Raw genomic sequence first — 24358 nt, 5'->3', positions numbered from 1 at the left:
CTCAACCCTCCTTGGCAGGCATTGGCGCGGACTGGCCGCTGTCTTTCAACGCTTTGGTGACTTCTGGCGGCATGTATTTTTCGTCGTGTTTGGCCAGCACTTCATCGGCCACCACCACGCCGTCGGCGTTGAGCTTGCCCAGGGCGACAATGCCCTGGCCTTCGCGGAACAGGTCCGGGAGGATGCCGCGGTAGGTGATGGTCACGGATTTGCTGAAGTCGGTGACCACGAAGGTCACGTCCAGGGAATCGCCGGAACGCTTCAAGGAGCCCTTCTCCACCATGCCGCCAGCACGGATGCGCATATCGACAGGCGCTTCGCCGTTGGCGATCTGGGTCGGGGTGTAGAACAGGTTGATGTTCTGCTGCAGAGCGCTCAACGCCAGGGCCACGGCAATGCCGACGCCAGCGAGGATGGCAAGGATGATCAACAGACGCTTTCTACGCAGCGGATTCACTTTTCGGTCTCCCGGCGCAGACGACGCGCCTCTTGTTGCAGGTAACGCTTGCGGGCCAGGATCGGCGCGGCGACGTTGAGGGCCAGCACTGCCAGGCAGATGCCATAGGCCGTCCAGACATACAGGCCGTGGTGGCCCATGGCGATAAACTCGCTGAAAGAAGCAAAACTCATCCACGCGCTCCCAGGCTGCTTTGCACTTCGGCCTTGACCCAATGGGTGCGGGCTTCACGCTTGAGCACTTCTAGGCGCATGCGCATCAGCAGCACGGCGCCGAAGAAACAGTAGAACCCCAGCACCATCAGCAGCAGCGGCGCCCACATTTCCATAGGCATCGCCGGTTTTTCGGTGAGGGTGAAGGTGGCGCCCTGGTGCAGGGTGTTCCACCACTCCACCGAGTATTTGATGATCGGGATGTTGATCACACCAACAATCGCCAACACCGCGCAGGCCTTGGCGGCGCTGTCACGATTGCTGATCGCGTTGCCCAGGGCAATCAGACCGAAGTACAGGAACAGCAAAATCAGCATGGACGTTAGTCGCGCATCCCACACCCACCAAGAACCCCAGGTCGGCTTGCCCCAGATTGCGCCGGTGACCAGCGCCACGGCGGTCATCCACGCGCCGATGGGGGCAGCGCATTGCAGCGCGACGTCTGCGAGCTTCATCTTCCACACCAGGCCGACGATGCCGAACACCGCCAGCATCACGTAGCAGGACTGGGCCAGCATCGCGGCGGGAACGTGGATATAGATGATGCGAAAGCTGTTGCCTTGCTGATAGTCCGGCGGCGCGAAGGCCAGGCCCCAGACCAGGCCGATGCCGATCAGCAACACGGCGGCGATGCTCAACCACGGCAGCAGCTTGCCGCTGATGCCATAGAAGAATTTGGGCGAGCCGAGCTTATGAAACCAGGTCCAGTTCATTGCTGTTTCCATCACGGTTGCTTCTTGTCGTGACAAGAAGCGTAGGGTCTTTACTGACTGAACGTATAGCGTTCAGTCAGACCTCATTATTCGCCAACGCTAATCTTCAGGCCGGCCGCTATAGCAAAGGGTGTCAGGGTTACCGCCAGGGCGGTCAGGCTACCCAGCCACAAGAGGTAACCGGTCGCCGGCATGCCCATGAGCGCGGCTTGCAACGCACCGCTGCCCAGGATCAGTACCGGGATATACAAAGGCAGAATCAACAAGGCCAGCAACAGGCCGCCGCGCTTCAAACCCACGGTCAACGCCGCGCCCACCGCCCCCAGCAAACTGAGGACCGGTGTACCGAGCAGCAGGCTCAGGAGCAGGATCGGCAGGCATTCGGTGGGCAGGCCCAGCATCATCGCCAGCAGCGGCGAGAGCAAGACAAGCGCCAGGCCGGAAAAAGCCCAGTGTGCCAGTACCTTGGCCAGTACCAGAAGTGGCAAGGGGTGCGACGAAAGGACCCACTGTTCCAGGGAACCGTCTTCGAAATCACTGCGAAACAGTCCGTCCAGCGAGAGCAGGACGGCTAAAAGTGCGGCGACCCACACCAGCCCAGGGGACAAGGTTTGCAACAGTTTAATCTCGGGGCCGACCGCCAACGGGAACAACGCGATGACAATGGCGAAGAATACCAGCGGGTTGGCCAACTCGGCCGGGCGACGACACAGCAGCCGCGCTTCGCGGGCAACCAGCAGGGCGAATACGCTCATGCCGACCACCGCCCCAGGTCCAGGTCACGGTAACCGGCGGGCTTACGCGTGAGGGTATGGTGAGTGGTGAGGATGACCAGACCGCCCCGCTCGCAGTGCTGGGCCAGGTGTCCTTCCAACTGGGCGACGCCTTGCTTGTCGAGGGCGGTGAACGGCTCATCGAGAATCCACAACGGCGGGCCGGGCAGGTACAAACGCGCCAGGGCCACGCGGCGCTGTTGACCAGCGGACAGGGTGTGGCAGGGCACGTCTTCGAACCCCTTGAGACCAACAGCGGCCAGAGCCTGCCAAATGGCATCGCGCGAAGCAGGGTGATGCAGGGCGCTGAGCCAACTGAGGTTTTCTTCGGCGGTGAGCACGTCCTTGATGCCGGCGGCGTGGCCGATCCAGATCAGGTTGCGTGCCAGTTCGGTGCGTTGTTCGTTGAGGGGCTTGCCGTTGAGGCGTACCTCGCCGGCCGTAGGCTGCATCAGCCCGGCCAGCAGGCGCAGCAAACTGGTCTTGCCGCTGCCGTTGGGGCCACTGATCTGCACCATGTCGCCGCCCACCAGCCGCAGTTCGAGGTGCTCGAACAGCAGGCGCAGGTCGCGTTCACAGGAGAGCGCTAAGGCTTCAAGAAGAGGGCTGGTCAAAAGATCGCGGGCCTTTACGGTTCAAGTCGGCGGTGCAGCGGCCGTTAAAGAGAAATGCACAATAACGGCTTCGGCGACCGATTTTAGAGAGCTGGATCAAATAGTTGTGAGGTTTTTAGCGCTCTCTTTGCAGACGGGCGGCATTATACATGTGATGCCCGACTCTAAAGAGGGCAATTTCCCCAGAGACGACGCGCGCGATGACCGGTGAGATCAACCTTCCTACGCTTCCACCTGCTACTGCGGCCGGGCCCAGCCCTGCGCCTGCGACCGGTGAATTGCTGAAACTGCTGGAGCCGCAGATCGGCCTGATCGCCCCAGGGAAAACCGCAAACGCTGAAGTGATCGCCTTGAAACAAGGCGGCGACGCCTTTCAGTTGCTACTCAAATTGACCTTGGAAGGTGGCCGTCAGACCCTGGTGCAAGCCAGCAGCACCCAGCCCTTGCCGCTGGGCAGCAATGTCGCGGTGAGCCAGACGCCCGCTGGCAACCTGACCCTCAGCCTGCAGCAGGCCTTGAGCGCGAATGTCGCCGCCCTCACCCGAATCGATACCCACCAGACGCCAGTGGGCACGCTGTTGCAGGCCAAGGTGCTGACCACCCAAATGCTGCCCCAAGGCACGGCGCAACCAGCGATTTACCGCTCACTGGTGACCGTGCTCAACAGCGTACTGACGGGCGCCACCCTGACCGTGGAAAGCCCGCAGCCGCTGCGCGTCGGCAGCCTGCTCAGTGCCGTGGTGCAGAACGCGCAGACCTTGAGCTTTGTGCCCTTGAGCGGGCTCAAGGATCAGTTGGCCGTCACGCAGCAACTGTCGACCCAACAAAGTCGCCAAGGCTCGCTGGATGCGGTGTTCACTGCGCTGCAAAACCTGCCGCGCGGCGACAGCACCTCCGCCGACCTGCGCGCCGCCGCCGACCGTTTGCTGGCCGCCTTGCCGGATTTGGCCCAGGTCAGCAATCCCAAGGTACTCGCGCAAGTCATCCAGAACAGCGGGGCGTTTCTTGAAGCCAAGCTGCTCGCCGGGCAAAACCCGCAAATTCCCCCGTTGGACATGAAAGGTGCCTTGCTGCGCCTGGTCGCGGACTTGTTGCCCGCCCTGCCCGCCAGCACCAACCTGAATGCCATCCTCGCCGCCAATACCCTGGCACAGGTGCTGCCCAACTTTGTACGCAGCCCGCTGAACACCCTCGGCCAGGTCAGCGCCCGACATCTACCCGCTGGCTTCCCGCTGCCCGAACGCCTGATGGCCAAGCTGGAAGGCGAAGGCGACCTGGAAAACCTGCTGCGCCTGGCCGCCGGGGCGATTTCACGGTTGCAGAGCCATCAGCTGTCGAGCCTGGAGCAGACCGGCACCACCGCCGACGGTCGCCTGCAAACCACGTGGCAGCTGGAAATCCCTATGCGCACCCTGCAGGACATCGTGCCCTTGCAGGTCAAGTTCCAACGCGAAGAACCGGCGCCGGACAAAGACCAGCCCGAACGCAAAGACAAGAAGGACGCCAAACAGATGCTCTGGCGCGTCGAGTTGGCCTTCGATATGGAGCCACTGGGACCGTTGCAGGTCCAAGCGCAATTGAGCCAGGGCAAACTGTCCAGCCAGCTGTGGGCGACCCGGCCATTCACCGCCAGCCTGATCGAAAGCCACTTGAGCAACCTGCGCGAACGCCTGGTGACCTCGGGCCTCAACGTCGGTGACCTCGATTGCCACCTCGGCACCCCGCCGCGCGGGCCCAAAACTGGACTGGAACAACGCTGGGTGGATGAGACCGCATGAAAAACCCTACGCCACCGCGCCAAGCGATTGCCCTGAAGTACGACGGCCAGCAAGCACCTACCCTGACGGCCAAGGGCGATGATGCCCTGGCCGAAGCGATCCTGAAGTTGGCGCGTGAAAATGAAGTGCCCATCTATGAAAACGCCGAGTTGGTGAAGCTGCTGGCGCGGATGGAGCTGGGGGACAGCATTCCCGAGGAGTTATACCGCACAATTGCCGAGATCATTGCGTTTGCATGGACGTTGAAGGGCAAGTTTCCGGTGGGGTATGACCCGGATGCCGCGCCAGTGGAACGCGACGTGACCGAACGTGGGGATGACTACTGAATCAGCCGGGCATCACACCGGCCAATACGCGAGCCGCGACCGACGTGGCAACGGGCTTGCGCTGCGCATGCTGCTTCAACGCCTGCTCGAACGTCTGCCCCTCGTACCGTCGCAATGCTGCACCGAACGCGCTGGCCTGAGCCGGCGCAAGCGGAGCAGTGAAGGCCTCGATGAACTGCGCGTTAATGACGGTGTTGCGAACATTGTCTATCTCCGCCTTTATGGAACGGCTATCTCGGGCAGTAACATGATCGAACAGGACCTGATCCTTGATCACAAACGCCTTCGTACCTGGTGCGCGCTGGGCGACGAGCACGTTCTGCTGACCGTCCCAGGCCGACAGTGAATACTCCTTGAGCCTGTCCTGATTGCTCTTGACCGACTCGATACTCGGGCCACGATGCTCCAGACCCGCACTGAAAAACTGGCTCAGGACATTGAAGTCCATCACCGCATCATCCGTCCCACGTTTGAGAATCCGGCAGCACAAGGTCGCTAGGTCCACCTGGATATCATGGAAATGCAGCTTCGGCTCTTGGCTCAAACGTGCGACATCGGCGATCTTCTGATTGAAGTCATTTGGCCACAAGTACAACGCGTCCCGCGTCAATGGCTGCCCCAAGCGCTTTTCCATAGGCCCCATGAACTGCTGAACCAGTGCCGCGCCCTGATCATGCACTTGCAGCATGCTGGTACCGGGCATACGGTTCTGGATCATATTCTTCACAACATCGGTGTTGAGCGCGAACTGGCCGGTCAGAAAGGTGGTTTTACCCGCTGACGGCGCACCGCGAACTATCGAGACATCTTGCGACACGGCAGGTACCGGGTCTTGGAGGATGGACTGGAACTGCGTCAGGTACTTCTCTGCCATCTGCGCCGTCAGGTTTTTCAGGATGTTGCCATTGAGGCTTTCCACCTCAGGCAGCCAGACGTTTCTTTTGCCCAGAGCCTGCGCCAGTGTTGGCATACTTCTGTCAGCAGCAGCCGGGTTGGACCAGCCCAACCGCTCGTTATCCTGCAGCCGTTGCAATTGCCTTGGGTTGCGCGTCAACGCCTGCCAGGAAGTAATATTCGGATCGGCGATCATGCAGGCAAGTCGCTCTCGATAATTGTTCTCGGAAGGCGGCCGGCCAATCAATTCGCTCAAGACACTACGCGCATTGGTTGAATTGATTGAGGCTGCAGTGGGCATGCCGGGCTCGGCGTAAACGGGCGCCTCCACGCTATTAACGGATGTAGCACGTTGGATAGTCATCGTCAGTCCTCCAGTCAACCAGAACTCGGCAAATTAGCCTGCCTGCTCAGGTTTACTCATAGGACTTTTCTTGAGTGTGAGTCTGCCACCGATGAACTGCGCGTCAGCCCATTACTTCACTCAAAGGAATGAAATTGACCCGGTCGCCAATCGTCAACGTCGTGCCTTCCAACACCTCCACAAACCCTTCTGCCCACGCCGCACTGCGCAGCACGCCCGAGCTCTGGTTGCGGTAGATGATTGCCTTGCCCTGCTCGATACGCCCGCGCAGGTATTCGCGACGGTTGCCCGGTTTGGGCCAGGTGAACCCCACCGGCACTTCAAAGCGCAGCGGCTCGACATCTTGCACGCCTTGGCGGCGCAGCAAATAAGGGCGCGCCAGCAGTGCGAAAGTCACCAACGTCGAGGCCGGGTTACCCGGCAAGCCGATCACCGGCACGCCTCGGAAGTGGCCGAAGGTCAGCGGCTTGCCTGGCTTGATCGCGAGTTTCCACAGCGCCAGCTCACCCTCTTCACGCAGGGCAATGCCGAGGAAATCCGCCTCGCCTACCGACACACCGCCGGTCGACAGGATGAGGTCGACATTGCCCAAATCGGCCAGGCGAGTGCGGGTCCGGTCTAGATCATCGGGCAGGATGCCAGCGTCGATCACTTCGCACCCCATGCGCGCCAGCCATGAGCAGAGCACGCGCCGGTTGCTGTTGTAGATCTGCCCCGGCCCGAGCGGCAAGCCCGGCTCGATCAATTCATCGCCGGTGGACAACACCGCCACGCGCGGTCGGCGTACGACTTCCAGGCAATCACGGCCGAGGGAAGCGGCCAGGCCCAGTTCAATAGGGCCCAGGCGCGTGCCGGCCGTTAACACAAGCTCGCCTACGGTGGTTTCCTGGCCTTGGGGGCGGATGTTCTGATCGATGTGCAGGGCTTCGGTGAAGCTCACGCGCTCGTCGGCGTGGACCACAGCGTTCTCTTGCATTTCCACACAGTCAGCACCTTCGGGAACCGGCGCGCCGGTGAAGATCCGCGCGCAAGTACCGGTGGCCAGGGGCTGTGGCGCCTGACCGGCGAAGATGCGCTGGCTCACGACCAACGGTTCCCCGGTCCAGTCCGCCAAGCGCACGGCGTAACCGTCCATGGCGCTGTTCGGCCAAGGTGGCAGATCGAGCGTAGAGATCAGGTCTTGGGCCAATACACGGCCATCGCAGTCAGCCAGGGGCAGCGTTTCCTGCTCGCGGATCGGCGCGGCTTCGGCCATCGCCAGCAGTTGTTGCAATGCCTCTTCCACCGGCATCAGAGCGCCGGTCTTGCCAGGCTTACCCACGGGATTCACAAGGCTCGGCCTGCTTCAGGTGCGGCACGAAGTTGCACGGGCGATGACGGTTGTCCAACTGCTCGGCGAGGATGCCATCCCAACCGGTACGCACCGCATTGGTGGAACCCGGCAGGCAGCACACCAGGGTGCCATTGGCCAAGCCTGCCAATGCGCGGGACTGCACGGTAGAAGTGCCGATATCAGCCACGGAAATCTGGCGGAACAGTTCGCCAAATCCGTCGACCTGTTTATCGAGCAGGCAACTGACGGCCTCAGGCGTGCTGTCACGGCCGGTGAAGCCGGTGCCGCCGGTGATCAACACCACTTGCACCACGTCTTCGGCGATCCAGTGGGCGACTTGGGCGCGGATTTTGTAAAGGTCGTCCTTAAGCAGCACGCGCTCGGCCAGCTGATGGCCAGCGGCGGTGAGACGGTCGACGAAGACCTGGCCCGAGGTGTCGGTGTCCAGGGTGCGGGTGTCACTGACGGTCAATACAGCGATATTCAGGGGTACGAAGGGCGCATCTGCCTTGGCGTTCATGGCACGGTCCGGTTGTCGAAGGAACAGCCCGATGTTATATCACAGCCCCCCCTTTTGCTGCCGCTGCGGAACCGCCATGCCTATCGACTCATCCCCCCTGCCATGTTCGGTCCTGCTGCTATCCGGTGGGCGCGGGCAGCGCATGGGCGGCCAGGACAAAGGCCTGTTGGATTGGCGCGGCCAGCCCTTGATCGCGCATCTACAGAGCCTGGTTCGACCGCTCACGGATGACCTGATCATCTCGTGCAACCGCAACCCGCAACACTACGCCGCCTATGCCGACCAACTGGTGAATGACGACAGCCCGGACTTTCCCGGTCCGCTCGCCGGTATCCGTGCGGGACTCGCCGCCGCGCGCCACGCACACCTGCTGATATTGCCGTGCGATGTACCGCATATTGACGCGCGATTGCTCGCCGACCTGCGGCAGACAGCGCGGCACAACCCGCTGCTGCCGGTGATGGTGCGCCATGGCGAATTCTGGGAACCCTTGATCTGCATCATCCCTACCCACCTGCAAACCGAGGTAGAAGAGGCATGGCGTGCGGGTGAACGCAGCCCACGCAAGATCTTCCTGCAACTGGGTGGCGTGGGACTGGAGTGCCCGGCGGATGACCCGCGACTGGCCAACCTTAATACGCCCGAGCTGTTACAGACGCGGCCGGGCATGTCAGAATGAACCTCGCATCAGGAACTTTGTCGGCGCCGCACGCGTCACAAGGTCAGCAATTAAAAAGTATTCTCTCGGAGACAATCTCATGACTCAACGGACCATCGCCGCTCTCATGCTTGCACTGGGCCTCGCCACCCTCGCCGGTTGCGCTTCGCCGACAGTGATCACCCTGAATGACGGTCGCGAAATCCAGGCCGTCGACACCCCGAAATACAATGACGATTCGGGTTTCTACGAATTCGAACAACTTGACGGCAAGCGCACCCGCATCAACAAAGATCAGGTTCGCACCGTTAAAGACCTGTAAGTCTTACCGTTTGCTACAAGGCCCGCCTCGCGCGGGCCTTGTCGTTTCCGAGGGGTTACCAGTCGAGGGTGATCTGGCTGCGAAAGCGGCGCTCTGCGCCTGTGACCGGGTCGATAAAACGCACGCCCTGTGCCAGCAGCTTGAGTGGGTTGGCGTAGTCGTCCACCGCGTCCTTGATCACGTCCGGATAGAACGGGTCGTTACAGATACTCGCGCCAAGCGCCGTCATATGCACGCGCAGCTGGTGCTTCTTGCCGGTCACGGGAAACAGGCCGTAGCGCCATAGATCGCCATTCTTTTCGCGCACTTCCATAGCCGTTTCAGTGTTGGCGGCGCCGGGCCCCTCCTGCATACGAAAGAACGGTTCGCCATCGACCAGACGGCTTTTATGCACCCTGGGGAACGTCAGGTCAGGCAAAGCCGGTGCGATGGCCTCGTAGAATTTATCGATCTTGCGCGTGGGAAACAGTTGTTGATACGCGGAGCGGCTGGCCGGGTTGACCGAGAACAGCACCAACCCCGCTGTATGTCGATCGATGCGATGCAAGGGCACCAGCGACGGGTTGTCGAGGCGGCGAATCAGGCGCCGCAGCAGGGTTTGCTCGACATATTCACCGGCCGGGGTCACGGGCAGGAAATGGGGTTTGTCTGCCACCACCAGGTGCTCGTCGGCATACAGGATGGTTTCCTGTACGGGGATGATTTTCTCGTTGGGCACTTCGCGGAAGTAATAGATGCACAGGCCTTCCTTGTAGGCCAGGTCCTGGCTGATCGGGCTGCCGTTGATATCCAATACACGGCCGCGGGCGATGCGGTCCAGCCAATGTTCACGGCTGATCGCCGGGAAGTGTTCGCAGAGGCAATCGAGCACCGTCGCCCAAGGGCCCGGTGGCAAGTACAACGTACTGGCTTGATGCTCGGAGGCGATAAAAACAGAAGTGGACATGCAGATGCTCAAGCCTTGGGAAAACCGGCAGGCATTATCCCGCATTGCGCGGGATTGAGCCTAGGGCGAATCTCAGGCCTTGGCCAACGTTGCCCGCAGAACCTTCGAGGCACTGGCGGCGTCGGTGAATTCCTTGAGCCAGCGCAGCACGTCCACCGCTTCCCAGCGGCCCGGGTCGTACAACGCGTACAACAAGCCCTGGTAACCCACCACATCCAGCTGCTTGTGATAACCGGCGCGCTGGAACAGCGCCTCGATCTCGGCGAAGCAAGTATTGAAATGCACTTTATTAAACGGCGTCTTGCCTTCCGTGACCAGGCCGTCAAGACGCAGCTCGTTCACCGCGTCGCGCACGACGTCGGCGGACATGCGATTGACGCTGCTTTTCAGTTGTTCAACATTCACCACGGGCGTTCCCTCTATTCAATCGCTGTACAAACATACAGTAACGTAATAATCGGAAACCTGCCATCGCATAACACTCAGCGAAGGAAGGCAACAACCTGTTGTGCGTCGAATGGCCAATCCAGTTCCGCCCCGGTGTCTACCCGGCGAAGCACCGGAATCCGCAGGCCGTAGGCTTCGGTCAGGTCTTCGGGGTCGGTGATATCCACCAGTTCCACCAGCAACCCGTGTTCGACGAGCGGCATGATTATGGCTTCGGCGATTTCACAAAGATGGCAACCCAGGGTGCCGAATAACTGGCATTCAGGAAGCATGGCAATGGACCTGGTCAGAAAACAGGCCACCATTCTAAGCCCGGTTACGGCCTCTCGCCCACCTTCACTAAAACCCTGACCCAGGTCACCATGGCGTATAACTGATTCGGCGATTCTGGCGGTTTTTTGCCTACCCCCTAGCAACGGAGATGCGTGTGTTTGCCAACCTGCTGATCATTTTGGCCTCATCCCTGGTGGTGATTGCGCTGTTTCGCCGGTTGCGATTGCCGCCTGTGCTGGGCTACCTGTGCGTCGGCCTGGCCGTGGGGCCCACCGCGCTGGACTGGGTGAATGACAGTGAGGACCTGCCCGACCTCGCCGAACTCGGTGTGGTGTTCCTGCTGTTCTCCCTGGGCCTGGAGTTTTCCCTGACCAGGATGCTCGCCCTGCGCCGCGTGGTGTTTGGCCTGGGCAGTTTGCAGGTGCTGGGTTGCGCAGTACTGCTGGGCGGATTATTGATGGCCTTTGGTGTGGCGCCGGGGATCGCCCTGTTGCTGGGGGCTGGGCTGGCGTTGTCATCCACGGCGATCGTCAGCAAGGAGCTGACCAGCCTTGGTGAAATCTTCAGCAGCCACGGCCAGAACGCGATTGGCGTGTTGCTGTTTCAGGACGTAGTGGCGGTGTTGCTGCTGACCCTGGTGCCGGTATTTGCCGGCACCGGCGAGCAAGCCTGGTACCTGGCGCTGCCGCTGACACTCGGCAAAACCGTGTTCTTATTTGTCGGCCTGCTGCTCGCCAGCCGTTGGCTGTTGCCGCGTTTGTTCCGCGAGGTCGCCGCGTCCCATTCGGCGGAGCTGTTTGTGCTGCTGGCGCTGGTGATTGTGTTGCTGACCGCCTGGCTCACTCACCTGCTTGGGCTCTCCCCTGCGCTGGGTGCGTTCCTCGCCGGCATGCTGTTAGGGGAAAGCCACTACCGCCATCAGATCGAGGCGGATATACGCCCGTTTCGCGACATCCTGCTGGGGCTGTTTTTCGTCAGCATCGGCATGCTTATTGACCTGCAACTGTTCGTCAGCCATAGCCTGCTGATCCTCGGCCTGACCCTGGCACTGATGGTGGTCAAAGGCTGTGTGGTCGCCGCGCTGGTCAAGCTGCGTGGCAGCGACAGTGAAACTGCCTGGCGCAGTGGCCTGGCCCTGGCCCAGGGTGGCGAGTTCTGTTTTGCGTTGATGGCACAGATGCAGCAAAGCCGTCTGATCCCGGATGAATTCAACGGCCTGCTGCTCGCTGCCACGTTCTGTTCGATGTTGCTGACGCCGCTGCTCTTGCGCGCCGCACCACGCATTGCCCTGCGCCTGCACCGCAAGCCCAACCAGCAAGTGCAGTTGGAGGAAATCACCGCGCTGAACGCCGAATTGCGCGGGCACGCGGTGATTTGCGGGTATGGGCGTGTTGGCCAATCCATCGGACGTTTCCTTCGCAATGAGCAACAGGCCTTTATCGCCCTGGATGACGACCCGGAACGGGTCCAGGAAGCCAACACCGAAGACAGCAGCGTGCATTACGGCGATTGCCGGCGTGGCGCCCTGCTCAGTGCAGTCGGCCTGGAGCGTGCACGGTTGGTGGTGATTGCGGTGGACAACAGCGACGTTGCCTTGGTGGTGTTGAAAGAAGCGCGCCGAATCAACCCCGACGTGCCGATCCTGGTGCGCACCCGCGATGACAGCCAACTGGCTGAACTGAAAGCCGCGGGCGCCAATGAAGTGGTGCCCGAGCTGTTGGAGTCGAGCCTGATGCTCGCCTCCCATGCCTTGATCCTGTTAGGCCTGCCGGACCAACAGGTACAGGCGCGTGTCGATGAAGTGCGGCAGAACCGCTATCACCTGCTGCACGGTTTCTACTCGCACCCGAACAACGCAGAAGAGGCGCCGATCAATCCTGACTGACCGCGCCGATCTTGTGGATCGACAGGTCCGCACCGTAGTACTCCTCTTCCTGGCTCAGGCGCAGTCCGGTCACGCGCTTGATCACGCCGTACACCAACAGGCCGCCGGCCAGCGCCACCAGCACACCGAGGGTGGTGCCGATCAACTGGCTGATCAGGCTGACACCCCCCAGTCCACCGAGGGCGGTCTGGCCGAAAATGCCACAAGCGATGCCGCCCCATACGCCGCAGAGGCCGTGCAGCGGCCACACACCCAGCACGTCGTCGATCTTCCAGCGATCCTGGGCCGCGATGAAGAACCACACGAACACACCACCGGCGACTGCCCCCGTGACCAGCGCGCCCACCGGGTGCATCAGGTCGGAGCCCGCGCAGATCGCCACCAGCCCGGCCAATGGACCGTTATGCAGGAAGCCTGGGTCATTGCGCCCGATGATCAGGGCCGCAACGGTGCCGCCGACCATGGCCATCAGCGAATTGACTGCCACCAGGCCACTGACGTCGTTGAGGGTTTGCGCGCTCATCACGTTGAAGCCAAACCAACCGACGATCAAAATCCACGAGCCCAACGCCAGGAACGGAATGCTCGACGGCGCGAACGCTACCAGGCGCCCGTCCCGGTAGCGCCCATTGCGCGGGCCAAGCAACAACACCGCCGCCAGCGCCAGCCATCCGCCCATGGCGTGCACCACCACGGAACCGGCAAAGTCGTGGAAGCTGGCGCCAAAGGTCGCGAGCAGCCATGCCTGCAGGCCGAAATTGCCGTTCCACACCATGCCTTCGAAAAACGGGTAGATAAACGCCACGATCAACGCCGTTGCGCAGAGCTGCGGAGTAAACCGCGCACGCTCGGCGATACCGCCGGAAATAATCGCCGGGATCGCCGCCGCGAAGGTCAGCAGGAAAAAGAACTTCACCAACCCATAACCATGATCGGCACTGATCACAGCGGCCGGTTGCATGAAGCTCACACCGTAGGAGATCCAATAGCCTATAAAGAAATAGGCCAACGTGGAAATGGCGAAGTCGCTGAGGATCTTCGACAAGGCGTTGACTTGGTTTTTCTGGCGCACGGTGCCCACTTCCAGGAACGCGAAGCCGGCGTGCATGGCCAGCACCATGACCGCACCGATCAGGATAAACAGGGTATTGGAACTATGGACGAGGGTGTCCACTGCACTTTGCACATTTTCCATGAACGTTGGCAGACCTGTAATAAAGGCAAAAAGCACCAAAGCGGTTCAAGCCAGAGTTGCGCGCACTAAATTGGCACCACCGCCCCCACCCCTCGACAGAGGATGTGAACCGCTTTAGCGCAGCGATCGACACAACAGGCCGTTGCCGACAGGGTTTTTCCGCGGGATTGAGTTATTTAGGGTAAGGTTTTTCAAGGCATTGCCTAAGGCCGCCCGGATTCAGCGCAAGCCCCGGGGCCTGCGCACCAACGCAAAGCAAAAGCTGTACCAGACAATTGCACTGAACCTTCACCGATGCCGGTGACTCGAAACAAATACGTATCGAACCGACGTACAGATCAGCCAATCACGGAGATAACCATGGCCAGAAGAACTGCAAAGACTGCTCAAGAAATATTGATGGCGGATTTTCAAACCTTGGTGACTGACACCGAACGGTTGCTGGATGACACCAAGGTGCTTGCGGGTGACCAGGCCGATGAGCTGCGCGCGAAGATTCATGACACGCTGCTGCAGGCCCGCGAAACCCTGAAACAGACCGAAGACTCCTTGCGCGAACGTGGCCAGGCGGCCGTCACCGCCACTGAAGATTACGTGCAGGCCAACCCTTGGCAGTCGGTAGGCATTGCCGCTGGCGTGGGTTTTCTGATCGGCCTGTTGGCCACAAGGCGCTAATCATGTCTATCGGCGAAACTGGCTCGTCCACGGGCACTACCTCAAGACGTTTGGGCGCGGCCGTGTTGGGCTTGCTGCACAGCCACGTCGAATTGTTTGGCATTGAATTGCAGGAACAGAAGGCCCGCACTGTCAGCCTGCTGCTATTTGCAGGCCTGGCGCTGGTGTTTGCGCTGCTGTTGCTGGTGGGGCTGTCGACCTTGGTGATGATCCTGGTGTGGGACACCGGCTACCGCCTGACCGGGATCATCTGCCTGTGCGTGTTCTACACGCTGGCCGCAGTGTTCTGCGGGGTGCGCTTGAAAGCGGCGGTGTTCGATGAGTCCACACCGTTCCACGCCACCCTCGAAGAGCTGGCCAATGATCGGGAGCGCCTGCTGCCATGACTCAACTACCCACAAACACCTCACGGCGGGAAATGCGCAAGGCGTTGATTCGCCTGCGCATGGAAATGCATCGCCAGGAGATTCGGCACGAATCCCAGCAATTGATGTCGCCCTTGAACAAGGTGCGCAACCTGGGCCAGAACGTTCAGGACGGCCTGGGCATCAAGCACGCGCCGCTGTGGGGCGTCGCCGCCGTGACGCTGATGGGCTTCTTTACCGGCAAGGGCGCCAAGGGCGGCGGTATCGGCAGCCTGACGCGCATGGTGCGCCTGGGCGCCGGCTTGATCCCGCTGATCAAACTGGCCATGCAGGGTTCATCGCGCAAAGGTTGAGCCTCGCTGGCTGCATTCTTGCTAACAGAATCGGCCCGGCCCTCGTTTTCGAGGGCCGGGCCTTTTTTTCGCCACCTCGCTTAAGGAGGCCCCGTGATCGACGGGCAACCGCTCGCCTGCTTCCAGCCGTTTATCGACACCGCCACCGGCCGCATCGCCGGCGTTGAGGCCCTGGGCCGTCTGCGCCAGGCTGACGGCCGCTTGCAGTCCGTGGGCCCGCTGTTCGCCGACCCACGCACGCCGGGCGTGACCTTGCGCCGTCTCGACCGGCAGATCCGTGACAATGCACTGAGCCGCTTGCACGAAGCCCCCGAAGATTGGTTCCTGAGCTTGAACATCTCGCCGCGCTGGATCAATCGCCTGCGCCCGGGCCAAGCCTTGCCGAGCCTGAAGCAGATCCACAGCCATGGCGTCGACCCGCGACGCATCGTGTTCGAGATCACCGAACTGGGCGGCGACATCCAGCGCCTGGCCGACGTGGTGGTGCGTTATCGCGAGGCCGGCGCGCGCATTGCCATCGATGACTTTGGCGCCGGCTATTCGCAGCTCGACCGGGTGCTGGCATTGCAGCCGGATATTCTCAAGCTGGACATGCGCCTGTTCCAGGCCGCCGCCCGCGGCGGCCCGAGCAGCGAAGTGGTCAGGGCATTGGCGCAAATGGCGGAGAAGACCGGCTGCTGGATCATCGCCGAAGGCGTGGAAACCGAAGCGCAGTTAAGCTTCGCCCTGGAGTGTGGTTCTCGCTATGTGCAGGGCTATCTGTTCGCCCAGGCGCAGCTGGACTGGTTCGCCGCCGACGCCTTCGTCTCGCGCTTCGCCCAATTGCGCACAGCGTATGTCCAACAAAAGCTCGCAGAGCGTGGGCGCATCATGCAATTGCGCCAGCGATTGGCCGAGCTGATGAACATCCTGCAAACCTGGGCGCAGGCCCAGGCGCCGCTGAGCCAGTTGCCGCAACTGCCGGCCTTTCCCTGGCTGCTGCGCTTCTACCAGTGCGACCGGCATGGCACGCAACTGACCCCCAACTTTGAATGGCGCCAGGATGCCTGGCAGGCCGACAGTCGCTACCTGGGCCACAACTGGTCGTGGCGCCCGTACTTCTATCACCTGCTGGCCGAGGGTTGGGAGGAGCGGCGCCTGACTCTGTCTTCGACCTACCGCGACGCGACCACCAATCAGTATTGCCTCACTGCCGGACAATTCTTCGATAACGGTCAGCGCTTGCTGTTAATCGATATCGACGCCGCCGGGCTGTAGATTTTCGCTTGCCCAGGCCGCGCTGAACCGGGAAGCTGGGAGGGTCATTCACCGTACGGAGAGTACCCGCCTTGGATTGGCCCACCCTGCTGACTCGCGAACGTCTTGGCAAACTGCTGCACAGCCCGGAAGAACTGGGGCGTAGCCCGTTTCACAAAGACCACGACCGTATTATCTTCTCCGGCGCCTTTCGCCGCCTGGGCCGCAAGACCCAGGTACACCCGGTCTCCAGCAACGACCACATCCATACACGCCTGACCCACTCCCTGGAAGTGAGCTGTGTGGGCCGCTCCCTCGGCATGCGCGTCGGAGAAACCCTGCGCAGCGCCCTGCCCGACTGGTGCGACCCGAGCGACCTGGGCATGGTGGTGCAATCGGCCTGCCTGGCCCACGACATCGGCAACCCGCCATTCGGGCATTCCGGCGAAGACGCCATCCGCCACTGGTTCCAGCAGGCCGCAGGGCGCGGCTGGCTGGACGACATGAGCAGCGCCGAACGCAATGACTTCCTCAACTTCGAAGGCAACGCGCAGGGCTTTCGTGTGCTCACCCAACTGGAATACCACCAGTTCGACGGCGGCACGCGGCTGACCTACGCGACCCTGGGCACGTACCTGAAATACCCCTGGACCGCCCGGCACGCGGATTCGCTGGGCTACAAGAAACACAAGTTCGGGTGCTACCAGAGCGAGCTGCCGATCCTCGAGCAGATCGCCCACAAGCTGGGCCTGCCGCAACTCGAGGATCAGCGCTGGGCCCGGCATCCGCTGGTGTATCTGATGGAGGCGGCGGACGACATTTGCTACGCCTTGATCGACTTGGAAGACGGCCTGGAAATGGAGTTGCTGGAGTACACCGAAGTCGAGTCGCTGCTGCTGGACCTGGTGGGCGATGACCTGCCACAGACCTATCGCCAACTCGGCGCCCAGGACTCCCGTCGACGCAAGTTGGCGATCCTGCGTGGCAAGGCCATCGAGCATTTGACCAACGCGGCGGCACGGGCCTTCGTCGAACAACAAGACGCTTTGTTGGCCGGCACCCTGCACGGGGATCTGGTGGAGCACATGCACGGCCCGGCCAAACGCTGCGTCTTGGATGCCAAAGACATGGCGCGCAAGAAGATCTTTCAGGACAAGCGCAAGACCCTGCATGAAATCGGCGCCTACACCACTTTGGAGATTCTCCTGAACGCCTTCTGCGGTGCCGCGCTTGAGCAACATGGCGGGCGCACGCCGTCGTTCAAGAACCGGCGCATTCTCGACTTGCTCGGCAACAACGCGCCCAACCCCGAGTGGCCGTTGCACGCGTCTTTCCTGCGCATGATCGACTTTATCGCGGGCATGACCGACAGCTATGCCACCGAGATGGCGCGGGAAATGACAGGACGCTCCAGCCCTCAATAACGAGCACGATCACGTCGCCTGTTTCCTGAAAGGAATCTACCTACAAAGGGAACAGAGCGGCCTGATCGAATTCGCACAACCGCCCGATGAATAATCACGCACGCTCCCGGCGACCCTGGCGATCTGTTCCTACGCGCCCCCATCGACGCTTAACTCACCGCGTGGCCCCCCAATGCCCAATTACCCACTTCGTATCCTGCTGGTGGAGGATCATCCTTTCCAACTTCTCGCCACCCAATGCCTGCTCAGAAGCTTCGGTTTCGCACGGCTGACGCCAGCCGAAAACGCCGAGCAGGCAATCTGTTTGATGTCACGGGCCGAGGAGCCTTTCGACATCATCCTCTGTGACCAATGCTTGCCTGACCTGCCCGGCCTCGAACTGATTGAAATCGCTAGCCGCCGACGCTTTACCACGACCGCCATCCTGCTGAGCGGATTGCCCGTGGCGGAACTCGCCAGCCTGATATCCCAAGCGGCGGAGCGTGGCCTGCCACTGCTCGGCTATTTATCAAAACCGCTGAACAAGCATGAACTTGCGCACTTGCTGTGCCCTTTACTCAAGTTACAGATGTAGGAACTAAACATCATGGACTGCCGAAAATTGTCGACACCGCACCCGTTAAATCCATGACAGCAGCATTTAGTTCACTCACTTCCACAGCACTGACATATCGCTTCACAACGCCTTAGCAGCCGGTAGGCATTTACCTTTTCTAATGTAGGAATTTTCTTGTTTTATATCCAGTTCCCCCTCGGCTTATGCTCCTCCCTCCTCTTCTGAGCTAATGTGCCCGCTTTATTTGCACTTGCATGGAATGTGATCATGAACTCAGTTTTTATTATTGATGACCACCCAGTTATACGGCTTGCCATCCGAATGTTACTGGAACACGAAGGTTACAAAGTGGTGGGTGAAACGGATAACGGCTGCGACGCCATACAAATGGTCCGAGAATGCCTGCCTGACCTGATTATCCTGGACATCAGCATTCCCAAGCTGGATGGGCTGGAAGTGCTCTGCCGCTTCAACGCGATGAACACGTCAATGAAGACCCTGATCCTGACAGCCCAGTCCCCCACCCTGTTCGCCACACGCTGCATGCGCTCGGGCGCCGATGGTTACGTGTGCAAGGAAGGCGATTTGAGTGAGTTGCTCAGCGCCATTCGCGCGGTGTTATCCGGCTACAACTATTTCCCGAGCCAGGCACTGAACAGCAATGGTGTAGACGGCGGGGACTCCCAGGAACTCGAATTGTTCAAGGCCGTCAATGACCGCGAACTCATGGTCTTGCAACTTTTTGCACAAGGCCGCACCAACAAGGAAATCGCCAAAGGTATGTTTCTGAGTAACAAAACTGTAAGCACTTATAAAAAGCGGCTAATGCAGAAACTTCAAGCCAAATCCTTGGTAGCACTTATCGAGATGGCAAAACGAAACGCGCTAGTGTGAGAAAGCGGATGCCCAGGCGTATAAAGGACTACCTGATTACATTGAGTGCCGGCTTGTGCTTCAGCACCGTCGTGCTCGCGAACCACCCAGCGGGTCCGGAACATTTCACCTTGTTGAGTCGTGCAGGCTCGGTTCAACTGGAAACCCACCTGAACAAGGCCCAACGCCAATGGCTGGAAAACAAGCGCGAGTTGGTGCTGGGCACCGCGTTTCCTGATTATCCACCCTTCGACCTCACGTCCAGCGGCCGCGACTACGAGGGACTCACCGCCGATTACGCCGGCCTGCTGGCCAAGGCACTGGCCCTGCCGATGACAGTCTTGCGCTACCCCTCCCGAGAAGCCGCGATCCGCGCCCTTGAAACGGGGGAAATCGACTTACTGGGATCGTCCAACGGCTTTGAGGCGGCAAACCCGAATCTCATGCTGTCTGAACCCTATGCAGTGGACCAGCCGGTACTGGTCACCCGTGAAGGCGAGACCCGCAGCCTGAAGGATGGGCTGGCCGGGATGCGCTTGGCTTTGGTCTACCACTACCTGCCACTGGGCGAAGTAGAAAAGCTTTACCCGCAGGCGAACATCCGCGTCTACCCCTCTTATCAAAATGCCTTGAATGCGGTGGCATTCGACCAAGCGGACGTGTTTCTCGGCGATACCATTTCCACCCATTACATGATCAACAAGGGCTACCTGAAGAATATTCGCATGGCCAATTTCGGCAAGCACGAGGCCTATGGGTTCAGCTTTGCCATCCCCCAGCAGCAGCGCACCTTCTTAAGTATCGTCGATGCGGTAATGACAGCCGTGCCTACCGCTGAACGCGAAACGATCGCCAAGCGCTGGAGCGCCGGCAGCGACATCCTGCTGACCGATGAGAAGCTGCAACTGACTCAACGTGAGGAGCGTTGGTTGAAGGACCACCCGGTGGTCAAAGTGGCGGTGAACGAAACCTTCGCTCCGTTGACGTTCTTCGATGCCGACGGCAATTTTCGTGGCATTACCGCCGATCTGCTGGAGTTGGTTCGCCTGCGCACCGGACTGCGTTTCGACATTCAGCGCGGGCGTGACGTGAATGCGATGATCGAACAGGTGACCACCGGCAAGGTCGATATCATCGGCGCAATCGTGCCCAGCGCTGAACGAGAAGCGCAATTGAACTTCAGCCGACCTTACCTGGAAAACTCCTACGTACTGCTGACACGTAAAGAGCCCGATGCGCCCTTGAGCCTCGAGCAGATGGCCGGCAAGCGCCTGGCGATCACCCCGGGCAACCCTCTGGAATCCGTCCTGCGCCGCGACTTTCCACAGATCCAACTGGTACAAGCCAGCGATACGTTCAAGGCCTCCGAAATGCTGGCCCAAGGGCATGTGGAAGGTGCGGTGAACCCTTTAGTGGTCGCCAACTATTTCCTGTCGTCCCAGGTATTCCAGGACAAACTGCAGATCAGCACCACTATCGGCACGTTTCCAGCCACCTTTGCCCTGGCCACAGCGCGCAGTGCCAACGAACTCAGTTCGATTCTCGACAAGGCCTTGCTAAGCATCGCCCCGGATGAACTGGGGGTCAACAGTCGCTGGCGAGGCTACACCTCCGCCTCCGATAGCTACTGGCGCAACTATCATCAACTGATCGCACGCATCATCATCGGTACCGGCCTTTTGCTGTTGGTTTCCCTGTGCTGGAACGCCTACATGCGTCGCCAGATCAACCACCGCAAGATGGCCGAACGCGCGCTCAGTGACCAGTTCGAGTTCATGCGCGCGCTGGTCAATGAAACCCCGCATCCGATCTACGTGCGTGACCGTAAAGGCCTGCTGCAGACCTGCAATGACAGCTACCTGCAGGTCTTCGGCGTCAAGCGCGAGGATGTGATCGGCAAAAGCGCCATCCAGATGAGCGAGGCCCTTGAAACCGACGCGGCTCAATATCACGCCGATTACCAGCGGGTGATGGCCGAAGGTAACCCGCTGATCCTTGATCGCACCCTGTATATCCGCGGAAAAAAACTGACGATCTACCACTGGATCCTGCCATACCGCGACTCTACCGCAGAGGTGCAGGGCATCATTGGTGGCTGGATTGACATCAGCGAGCGGCGCCAATTGTTCGACGAAATCCGTGCCGCCAAAGAGCGCGCCGACGAAGCCAACCGGGCCAAGAGCACATTCCTCGCCACCATGAGCCATGAAATCCGCACACCGATGAACGCGGTGATCGGGATGCTCGAACTGACCCTCAAGCGCGCCGACCAAGGCCACCTTGATCGCCCGGCGATCGAAGTGGCGTACAACTCGGCCAAAGACCTGCTGGAACTGATCGGCGATATACTCGACATCGCGCGCATTGAATCCGGCCGTCTCAGCCTGGCGCCGGAGCGCGTGAACCTACGAGAGGTAATCGAGTCGGTGGTGCGTGTGTTCGACGGCCTGGCCCGCCAGAAAACCCTCAGTTTGTCCCTTGAGTTCAAACCCAACCTGGATGACACCGAAGTCTTGATCGACCCGCTTCGGTTCAAGCAGGTGCTGTCGAACCTGGTCAGCAACGCGATTAAGTTCACTGAGCGCGGCCAGGTCAAAATCAAGGTAGAGGTACTGCCCACCGCACTGGCGCAGCAGGTCGAGATGAAACTGGTGGTCGAGGATACCGGCATAGGTATCAGCAGGGATGACCAGTTACGCCTTTTCGAACCCTTTGCCCAGGCCGACAATTCCGGGCTGCTCGCCAGGAGCGGTGCAGGCCTTGGGCTGGTGATCTGCCGCAGCCTGTGTGAAATGATGGGCGGGCAACTGAGCCTGAGCAGCGTGCCCATGGTGGGCACTCAGGTGCATATAAGCCTGAACATGACGCGCCTGCAGCCGGAGCAAGCAACGGTCGAACAAAAACCCGAAGCGCCTGCGACCGCGCCAGTACTCAATGTGCTGGTAGTGGACGATCATCCCGCCAACCGCTTGCTGATGTGCCAGCAACTGGGTTACCTGGGACACCAGTTCACCGCCGCCCAAAACGGCGCCACCGGTTTCCAGGCCTGGCGTCAGGAACGCTTCGACCTGGTCATCGCGGACTGCAACATGCCCATCATGAATGGCTACGAGCTGAGCCGCTCGATCCGCGAGTACGAACAGCGTGAGCAACTCGCGCCGTGCGTGGTGCTGGGTTTTACCGCTAATGCCCAGCCTGAAGAGAAGCACCGCTGCGCCGAAGCCGGTATGAACGATTGCCTGTTCAAACCGATCAGCCTGAGGGCATTGGAGCGCCAACTGGCCAAGATTGCCCCCCAACCCAGCGACCTGCACCTCGACCTCGGGAACTTCGAGGCCCTGACCGGCGGCGATCCACAGTTGAGCTGGCGTTTGCTGGAGGAGCTGTTGAGCAGCAGTCAACATGATCGTCAGGAACTGGCTGCGCTGATAAGTGCACACGCCCCGCTCCAGGAAATCATCGAGCAGGCTCACAAAATCAAAGGTGCTGCCCGCATTGTTCAGGCGACCCCCTTGGCCAGGCAGTGCGAGACTCTTGAACAAGCTTGTGCTAGCGGAGACGACTGGACGCTGGTTGAAGCCTGTGCGAAATCCTTGGAAAAGCTCATGCTGGAACTGGAGAGGCTACTGCAAATGCAGCTTCAAGAACTCGATGCCAGCAAGGGGCGGTTGCCGCCCCTTACGTGATCAGCAGTCGGTCAAACGCAGGAAAATCGCGGCCAGTTGTTCAATACCCGCCTGGTCCTGGGGGGTAAAACGCGCCAGCGAAGGGCTATCGAGGTCAAGGACGCCGATCAATTTGCCGTCCTTGACCAGGGGTACCACCAGCTCGCTGTTCGATGCGCTGTCACAGGCGATATGCCCTGGGAACGCATGCACATCCTCCACCCGCTGGGTCTGCCGCGTCGTCGCCGCCGCACCGCACACCCCGCGGCCGAACGGTATGCGCACACAGGCGATCTGGCCCTGGAACGGTCCGAGCACAAGCTCTTCGTTACGATTAAGGTAGAAGCCGGCCCAGTTCAAATCGTCCAGCTGGTTGAACAGGAAGGCAGAAAACTGCGCACTGTTGGCGATGAAATCTCGCTCATCGGCCAGCAACGACTCCAGTTGCGCGCAGAGCATGGCATAGCCATCAAGGCCAGTACCGGCGCTTTGTAAATCAATCATGGTTGACGTTCCAGTAATTTGAGACCGACCCAGTAACGAGCGAATTGGTACGCGCAACGACCGTTGCGGTTGCCGCGTCCGGTAGCCCAGCGTACTGCAAGAATGTCTAGCGCTTCATCGCGCTGCCACTGCAAACCGGCCTTGCTCGCCAGTTCGCCGATCCAGTGCTCCACGACATCCAGGAAGTGTTCCTGGGTAAATGGGTAAAACGAAAGCCACAAACCAAAACGGTCGGACAAGGCGATCTTGTCTTCCACCGCTTCGCTTGGGTGCAACTCACCATCCACGCGTTTCCAGTTGTCATTGTCGCTCTGGTTTTCCGGCACCAAGTGACGGCGGTTGGAAGTGGCGTACAGCAGCACGTTTTCCGGGGCCTGTTCGAGGGAGCCGTCGAGCACGCTTTTCAGCACACGGTAATCGCCTTCGCCTGCCTCGAATGACAGGTCGTCGCAGAACAGGATAAAACGCTGCGGCAGCTTGAGCAGTTGCTCGACCACACGCGGCAGGTCGGCCAGATGGTCGCGTTCGATCTCGATCAGGCGCAAACCGGCCTTGGCGTGCTGCGCCAGCAAGGCGCGCACCATTGACGATTTACCCGTGCCACGCGAGCCCCATAGCAGCGCATGATTGGCGGGCAGGCCATCGATGAATTGTTGGGTGTTGCGCGCCAGCGTTTCACGTTGCTTGTCGACACCGATCAGGTCCGACAGGCGCATGTCCAGGCTCACGTCCAACGGCAACAGGAAACCACTGCGGCCTTCGCGCTGCCAGCGGGCAGCCAGGCACTGGTTCCAATCGATGGTTTGGCGTGGTGCGGGCAATAAGGGTTCGAGGCGGGCGAGCACTGCATCGGCCCGCTCAAGAAAGGCGCTCAATCGAGAATCCACAATTATTCCTCTGGCAAGTTCTTGCAAAAGATGGCGTATTGGCAACCCTGCGGCAGACCGCACGAGGCTGCGTAAAAAAACGATTCATGCCGGGTAAGCCAGAGCCTGTG

The 24358-nt window shown here is 60.4% G+C and carries 27 protein-coding genes; 13 read left to right on the top strand and 14 right to left on the bottom strand.

Features of this window, described 5'->3' with window-relative positions; all coding sequences use genetic code 11:
• Window position 1: 1 nt before the first annotated feature.
• The 5 genes from ccmE to ccmA all read right to left on the bottom strand — a co-directional run bounded on the left by ccmE (window position 2) and on the right by ccmA (window position 2769).
• Window positions 2–457 carry a cytochrome c maturation protein CcmE gene (gene ccmE / locus AACY52_RS04685; RefSeq protein WP_339414717.1) on the bottom strand — a complete coding sequence of 152 codons (456 nt, stop codon included), beginning with the start codon at window positions 455–457 and terminating at the stop codon, window positions 2–4.
• Window positions 454–630, bottom strand: a complete 177-nt coding sequence (gene ccmD / locus AACY52_RS04680) for a heme exporter protein CcmD (RefSeq protein ID WP_049709263.1) — start codon at window positions 628–630, stop codon at window positions 454–456. Before ccmD ends, ccmE begins: the two co-directional genes overlap by 4 nt.
• Window positions 627–1382 (bottom strand): heme ABC transporter permease CcmC, encoded by a 756-nt coding sequence (ccmC, locus tag AACY52_RS04675; RefSeq protein ID WP_339560310.1) that lies wholly within the window; start codon window positions 1380–1382, stop codon window positions 627–629. Before ccmC ends, ccmD begins: the two co-directional genes overlap by 4 nt.
• A gap of 86 nt (window positions 1383–1468) precedes the next feature.
• A complete protein-coding gene (gene ccmB / locus AACY52_RS04670) occupies window positions 1469–2137 on the bottom strand; it encodes a heme exporter protein CcmB (protein WP_339560309.1) in 669 nt (222 codons plus the stop codon).
• Window positions 2134–2769, bottom strand: coding sequence for a cytochrome c biogenesis heme-transporting ATPase CcmA (gene ccmA / locus AACY52_RS04665; protein ID WP_339427789.1), 636 nt, complete (start codon window positions 2767–2769; stop codon window positions 2134–2136). Before ccmA ends, ccmB begins: the two co-directional genes overlap by 4 nt.
• A 200-nt stretch (window positions 2770–2969) precedes the next feature.
• Here ccmA and AACY52_RS04660 point away from each other — a divergent pair, with 200 nt between their 5' ends.
• Window positions 2970–4547, top strand: a complete 1578-nt coding sequence (locus AACY52_RS04660) for a flagellar hook-length control protein FliK (protein ID WP_339436664.1) — start codon at window positions 2970–2972, stop codon at window positions 4545–4547.
• On the top strand, window positions 4544–4873 hold the full coding sequence (locus tag AACY52_RS04655) for an EscU/YscU/HrcU family type III secretion system export apparatus switch protein (protein ID WP_269133304.1): 330 nt from the start codon (window positions 4544–4546) through the stop codon (window positions 4871–4873). Before AACY52_RS04660 ends, AACY52_RS04655 begins: the two co-directional genes overlap by 4 nt.
• A 1-nt stretch (window position 4874) precedes the next feature.
• Here AACY52_RS04655 and AACY52_RS04650 read toward each other — a convergent pair whose 3' ends face one another.
• The 3 genes from AACY52_RS04650 to moaB form a co-directional block, all read right to left on the bottom strand.
• Window positions 4875–6131, bottom strand: coding sequence for a hypothetical protein (locus tag AACY52_RS04650; protein ID WP_339414722.1), 1257 nt, complete (start codon window positions 6129–6131; stop codon window positions 4875–4877).
• A 103-nt stretch (window positions 6132–6234) separates the two neighbouring features.
• Entirely contained in the window at window positions 6235–7461 is a 1227-nt protein-coding gene (gene glp / locus AACY52_RS04645) for a gephyrin-like molybdotransferase Glp (RefSeq protein WP_339560308.1), read from the bottom strand.
• Window positions 7445–7984 carry a molybdenum cofactor biosynthesis protein B gene (gene moaB, locus AACY52_RS04640; protein ID WP_339414724.1) on the bottom strand — a complete coding sequence of 180 codons (540 nt, stop codon included), beginning with the start codon at window positions 7982–7984 and terminating at the stop codon, window positions 7445–7447. The genes glp and moaB overlap by 17 nt, the downstream gene beginning before the upstream one ends.
• Window positions 7985–8060: 76 nt before the next feature.
• Here moaB and mobA point away from each other — a divergent pair, with 76 nt between their 5' ends.
• Both mobA and AACY52_RS04630 read left to right on the top strand, forming a co-directional pair.
• Window positions 8061–8663, top strand: coding sequence for a molybdenum cofactor guanylyltransferase MobA (gene mobA, locus AACY52_RS04635; protein ID WP_339414725.1), 603 nt, complete (start codon window positions 8061–8063; stop codon window positions 8661–8663).
• Between the two features lie 79 nt (window positions 8664–8742).
• On the top strand, window positions 8743–8964 hold the full coding sequence (locus AACY52_RS04630; protein ID WP_339414726.1) for a YgdI/YgdR family lipoprotein: 222 nt from the start codon (window positions 8743–8745) through the stop codon (window positions 8962–8964).
• A 55-nt stretch (window positions 8965–9019) separates the two neighbouring features.
• Here AACY52_RS04630 and AACY52_RS04625 read toward each other — a convergent pair whose 3' ends face one another.
• From AACY52_RS04625 to AACY52_RS04615, 3 genes are all read right to left on the bottom strand, one after another.
• On the bottom strand, window positions 9020–9910 hold the full coding sequence (locus AACY52_RS04625) for a pseudouridine synthase (protein ID WP_339436661.1): 891 nt from the start codon (window positions 9908–9910) through the stop codon (window positions 9020–9022).
• Window positions 9911–9982: 72 nt separating this feature from the next.
• Window positions 9983–10318 carry a transcriptional regulator gene (locus tag AACY52_RS04620; protein ID WP_339414728.1) on the bottom strand — a complete coding sequence of 112 codons (336 nt, stop codon included), beginning with the start codon at window positions 10316–10318 and terminating at the stop codon, window positions 9983–9985.
• 74 nt (window positions 10319–10392) lie between these two features.
• Window positions 10393–10629, bottom strand: a complete 237-nt coding sequence (locus tag AACY52_RS04615) for a glutaredoxin family protein (RefSeq protein ID WP_339414729.1) — start codon at window positions 10627–10629, stop codon at window positions 10393–10395.
• Window positions 10630–10778: 149 nt separating this feature from the next.
• On the opposite strand from AACY52_RS04615, the gene AACY52_RS04610 reads away from it, so the two are divergent.
• On the top strand, window positions 10779–12515 hold the full coding sequence (locus tag AACY52_RS04610; RefSeq protein WP_339438609.1) for a monovalent cation:proton antiporter-2 (CPA2) family protein: 1737 nt from the start codon (window positions 10779–10781) through the stop codon (window positions 12513–12515).
• On the opposite strand, the gene AACY52_RS04605 is transcribed toward AACY52_RS04610, so the two are convergent.
• Window positions 12502–13710, bottom strand: coding sequence for an ammonium transporter (locus tag AACY52_RS04605; RefSeq protein ID WP_339493364.1), 1209 nt, complete (start codon window positions 13708–13710; stop codon window positions 12502–12504). The genes AACY52_RS04610 and AACY52_RS04605 overlap by 14 nt on opposite strands.
• Window positions 13711–14070: 360 nt before the next feature.
• Between AACY52_RS04605 and AACY52_RS04600 the strand changes: the two genes are divergently transcribed.
• The 8 genes from AACY52_RS04600 (at window position 14071) to AACY52_RS04565 (ending at window position 22878) form a co-directional block, all read left to right on the top strand.
• Window positions 14071–14385, top strand: a complete 315-nt coding sequence (locus tag AACY52_RS04600) for a YqjD family protein (protein ID WP_012723021.1) — start codon at window positions 14071–14073, stop codon at window positions 14383–14385.
• 2 nt (window positions 14386–14387) lie between these two features.
• Window positions 14388–14771, top strand: a complete 384-nt coding sequence (locus tag AACY52_RS04595; protein ID WP_339414733.1) for a phage holin family protein — start codon at window positions 14388–14390, stop codon at window positions 14769–14771.
• Window positions 14768–15103, top strand: coding sequence for a hypothetical protein (locus AACY52_RS04590; RefSeq protein WP_339436660.1), 336 nt, complete (start codon window positions 14768–14770; stop codon window positions 15101–15103). Before AACY52_RS04595 ends, AACY52_RS04590 begins: the two co-directional genes overlap by 4 nt.
• A 93-nt stretch (window positions 15104–15196) precedes the next feature.
• Window positions 15197–16360, top strand: coding sequence for an EAL domain-containing protein (locus AACY52_RS04585; RefSeq protein WP_339414735.1), 1164 nt, complete (start codon window positions 15197–15199; stop codon window positions 16358–16360).
• 71 nt (window positions 16361–16431) lie between these two features.
• Window positions 16432–17763: a deoxyguanosinetriphosphate triphosphohydrolase gene (locus AACY52_RS04580; protein ID WP_339427788.1), complete on the top strand. Its 1332-nt coding sequence runs from the start codon at window positions 16432–16434 to the stop codon at window positions 17761–17763.
• 172 nt (window positions 17764–17935) lie between these two features.
• Window positions 17936–18337: a response regulator gene (locus AACY52_RS04575; RefSeq protein WP_339414737.1), complete on the top strand. Its 402-nt coding sequence runs from the start codon at window positions 17936–17938 to the stop codon at window positions 18335–18337.
• Window positions 18338–18586: 249 nt separating this feature from the next.
• The gene (locus AACY52_RS04570; protein ID WP_339414738.1) at window positions 18587–19213 is read left to right on the top strand and encodes a response regulator transcription factor; all 627 of its coding nucleotides are present in this window, start codon (window positions 18587–18589) and stop codon (window positions 19211–19213) included.
• Between the two features lie 8 nt (window positions 19214–19221).
• Entirely contained in the window at window positions 19222–22878 is a 3657-nt protein-coding gene (locus AACY52_RS04565; protein WP_339427787.1) for a transporter substrate-binding domain-containing protein, read from the top strand.
• Here the strand turns inward: AACY52_RS04565 and AACY52_RS04560 are convergent, their stop codons facing one another.
• Both AACY52_RS04560 and AACY52_RS04555 read right to left on the bottom strand, forming a co-directional pair.
• On the bottom strand, window positions 22879–23361 hold the full coding sequence (locus tag AACY52_RS04560) for a GAF domain-containing protein (protein WP_339414751.1): 483 nt from the start codon (window positions 23359–23361) through the stop codon (window positions 22879–22881).
• A complete protein-coding gene (locus AACY52_RS04555; protein ID WP_049709281.1) occupies window positions 23358–24248 on the bottom strand; it encodes an ATP-binding protein in 891 nt (296 codons plus the stop codon). Before AACY52_RS04555 ends, AACY52_RS04560 begins: the two co-directional genes overlap by 4 nt.
• Window positions 24249–24358: the final 110 nt, after the last annotated feature.

This window comes from Pseudomonas sp. EA_65y_Pfl1_P113 (genome assembly GCF_963970525.1).
GTDB classification, from domain to species: domain Bacteria; phylum Pseudomonadota; class Gammaproteobacteria; order Pseudomonadales; family Pseudomonadaceae; genus Aquipseudomonas; species Aquipseudomonas tritici.
The sequence above is the reverse complement of the archived record's forward strand: the minus strand, read 5'-3'. Positions and strand labels throughout refer to the sequence as shown.

Excerpts from the sequence above, each read along its gene's own strand:
- AACY52_RS04600 (WP_012723021.1), top strand. The coding sequence starts at position 14,071 with ATGGCCAGAAGAACTGCAAAGACTGCTCAAGAAATATTGATGGCGGAT.
- AACY52_RS04610 (WP_339438609.1), top strand. The coding sequence starts at position 10,779 with ATGCGTGTGTTTGCCAACCTGCTGATCATTTTGGCCTCATCCCTGGTG.
- AACY52_RS04565 (WP_339427787.1), top strand. The coding sequence starts at position 19,222 with ATGCCCAGGCGTATAAAGGACTACCTGATTACATTGAGTGCCGGCTTG.
- AACY52_RS04595 (WP_339414733.1), top strand. The coding sequence starts at position 14,388 with ATGTCTATCGGCGAAACTGGCTCGTCCACGGGCACTACCTCAAGACGT.
- ccmB (WP_339560309.1), bottom strand. The coding sequence starts at position 2,137 with ATGAGCGTATTCGCCCTGCTGGTTGCCCGCGAAGCGCGGCTGCTGTGT.
- AACY52_RS04625 (WP_339436661.1), bottom strand. The coding sequence starts at position 9,910 with ATGTCCACTTCTGTTTTTATCGCCTCCGAGCATCAAGCCAGTACGTTG.
- ccmD (WP_049709263.1), bottom strand. The coding sequence starts at position 630 with ATGAGTTTTGCTTCTTTCAGCGAGTTTATCGCCATGGGCCACCACGGC.
- ccmC (WP_339560310.1), bottom strand. The coding sequence starts at position 1,382 with ATGAACTGGACCTGGTTTCATAAGCTCGGCTCGCCCAAATTCTTCTAT.
- AACY52_RS04615 (WP_339414729.1), bottom strand. The coding sequence starts at position 10,629 with ATGCTTCCTGAATGCCAGTTATTCGGCACCCTGGGTTGCCATCTTTGT.
- AACY52_RS04575 (WP_339414737.1), top strand. The coding sequence starts at position 17,936 with ATGCCCAATTACCCACTTCGTATCCTGCTGGTGGAGGATCATCCTTTC.
- AACY52_RS04650 (WP_339414722.1), bottom strand. The coding sequence starts at position 6,131 with ATGACTATCCAACGTGCTACATCCGTTAATAGCGTGGAGGCGCCCGTT.
- AACY52_RS04655 (WP_269133304.1), top strand. The coding sequence starts at position 4,544 with ATGAAAAACCCTACGCCACCGCGCCAAGCGATTGCCCTGAAGTACGAC.
- AACY52_RS04590 (WP_339436660.1), top strand. The coding sequence starts at position 14,768 with ATGACTCAACTACCCACAAACACCTCACGGCGGGAAATGCGCAAGGCG.
- AACY52_RS04570 (WP_339414738.1), top strand. The coding sequence starts at position 18,587 with ATGAACTCAGTTTTTATTATTGATGACCACCCAGTTATACGGCTTGCC.
- moaB (WP_339414724.1), bottom strand. The coding sequence starts at position 7,984 with ATGAACGCCAAGGCAGATGCGCCCTTCGTACCCCTGAATATCGCTGTA.
- AACY52_RS04630 (WP_339414726.1), top strand. The coding sequence starts at position 8,743 with ATGACTCAACGGACCATCGCCGCTCTCATGCTTGCACTGGGCCTCGCC.
- AACY52_RS04605 (WP_339493364.1), bottom strand. The coding sequence starts at position 13,710 with ATGGAAAATGTGCAAAGTGCAGTGGACACCCTCGTCCATAGTTCCAAT.
- mobA (WP_339414725.1), top strand. The coding sequence starts at position 8,061 with ATGCCTATCGACTCATCCCCCCTGCCATGTTCGGTCCTGCTGCTATCC.
- AACY52_RS04660 (WP_339436664.1), top strand. The coding sequence starts at position 2,970 with ATGACCGGTGAGATCAACCTTCCTACGCTTCCACCTGCTACTGCGGCC.
- AACY52_RS04560 (WP_339414751.1), bottom strand. The coding sequence starts at position 23,361 with ATGATTGATTTACAAAGCGCCGGTACTGGCCTTGATGGCTATGCCATG.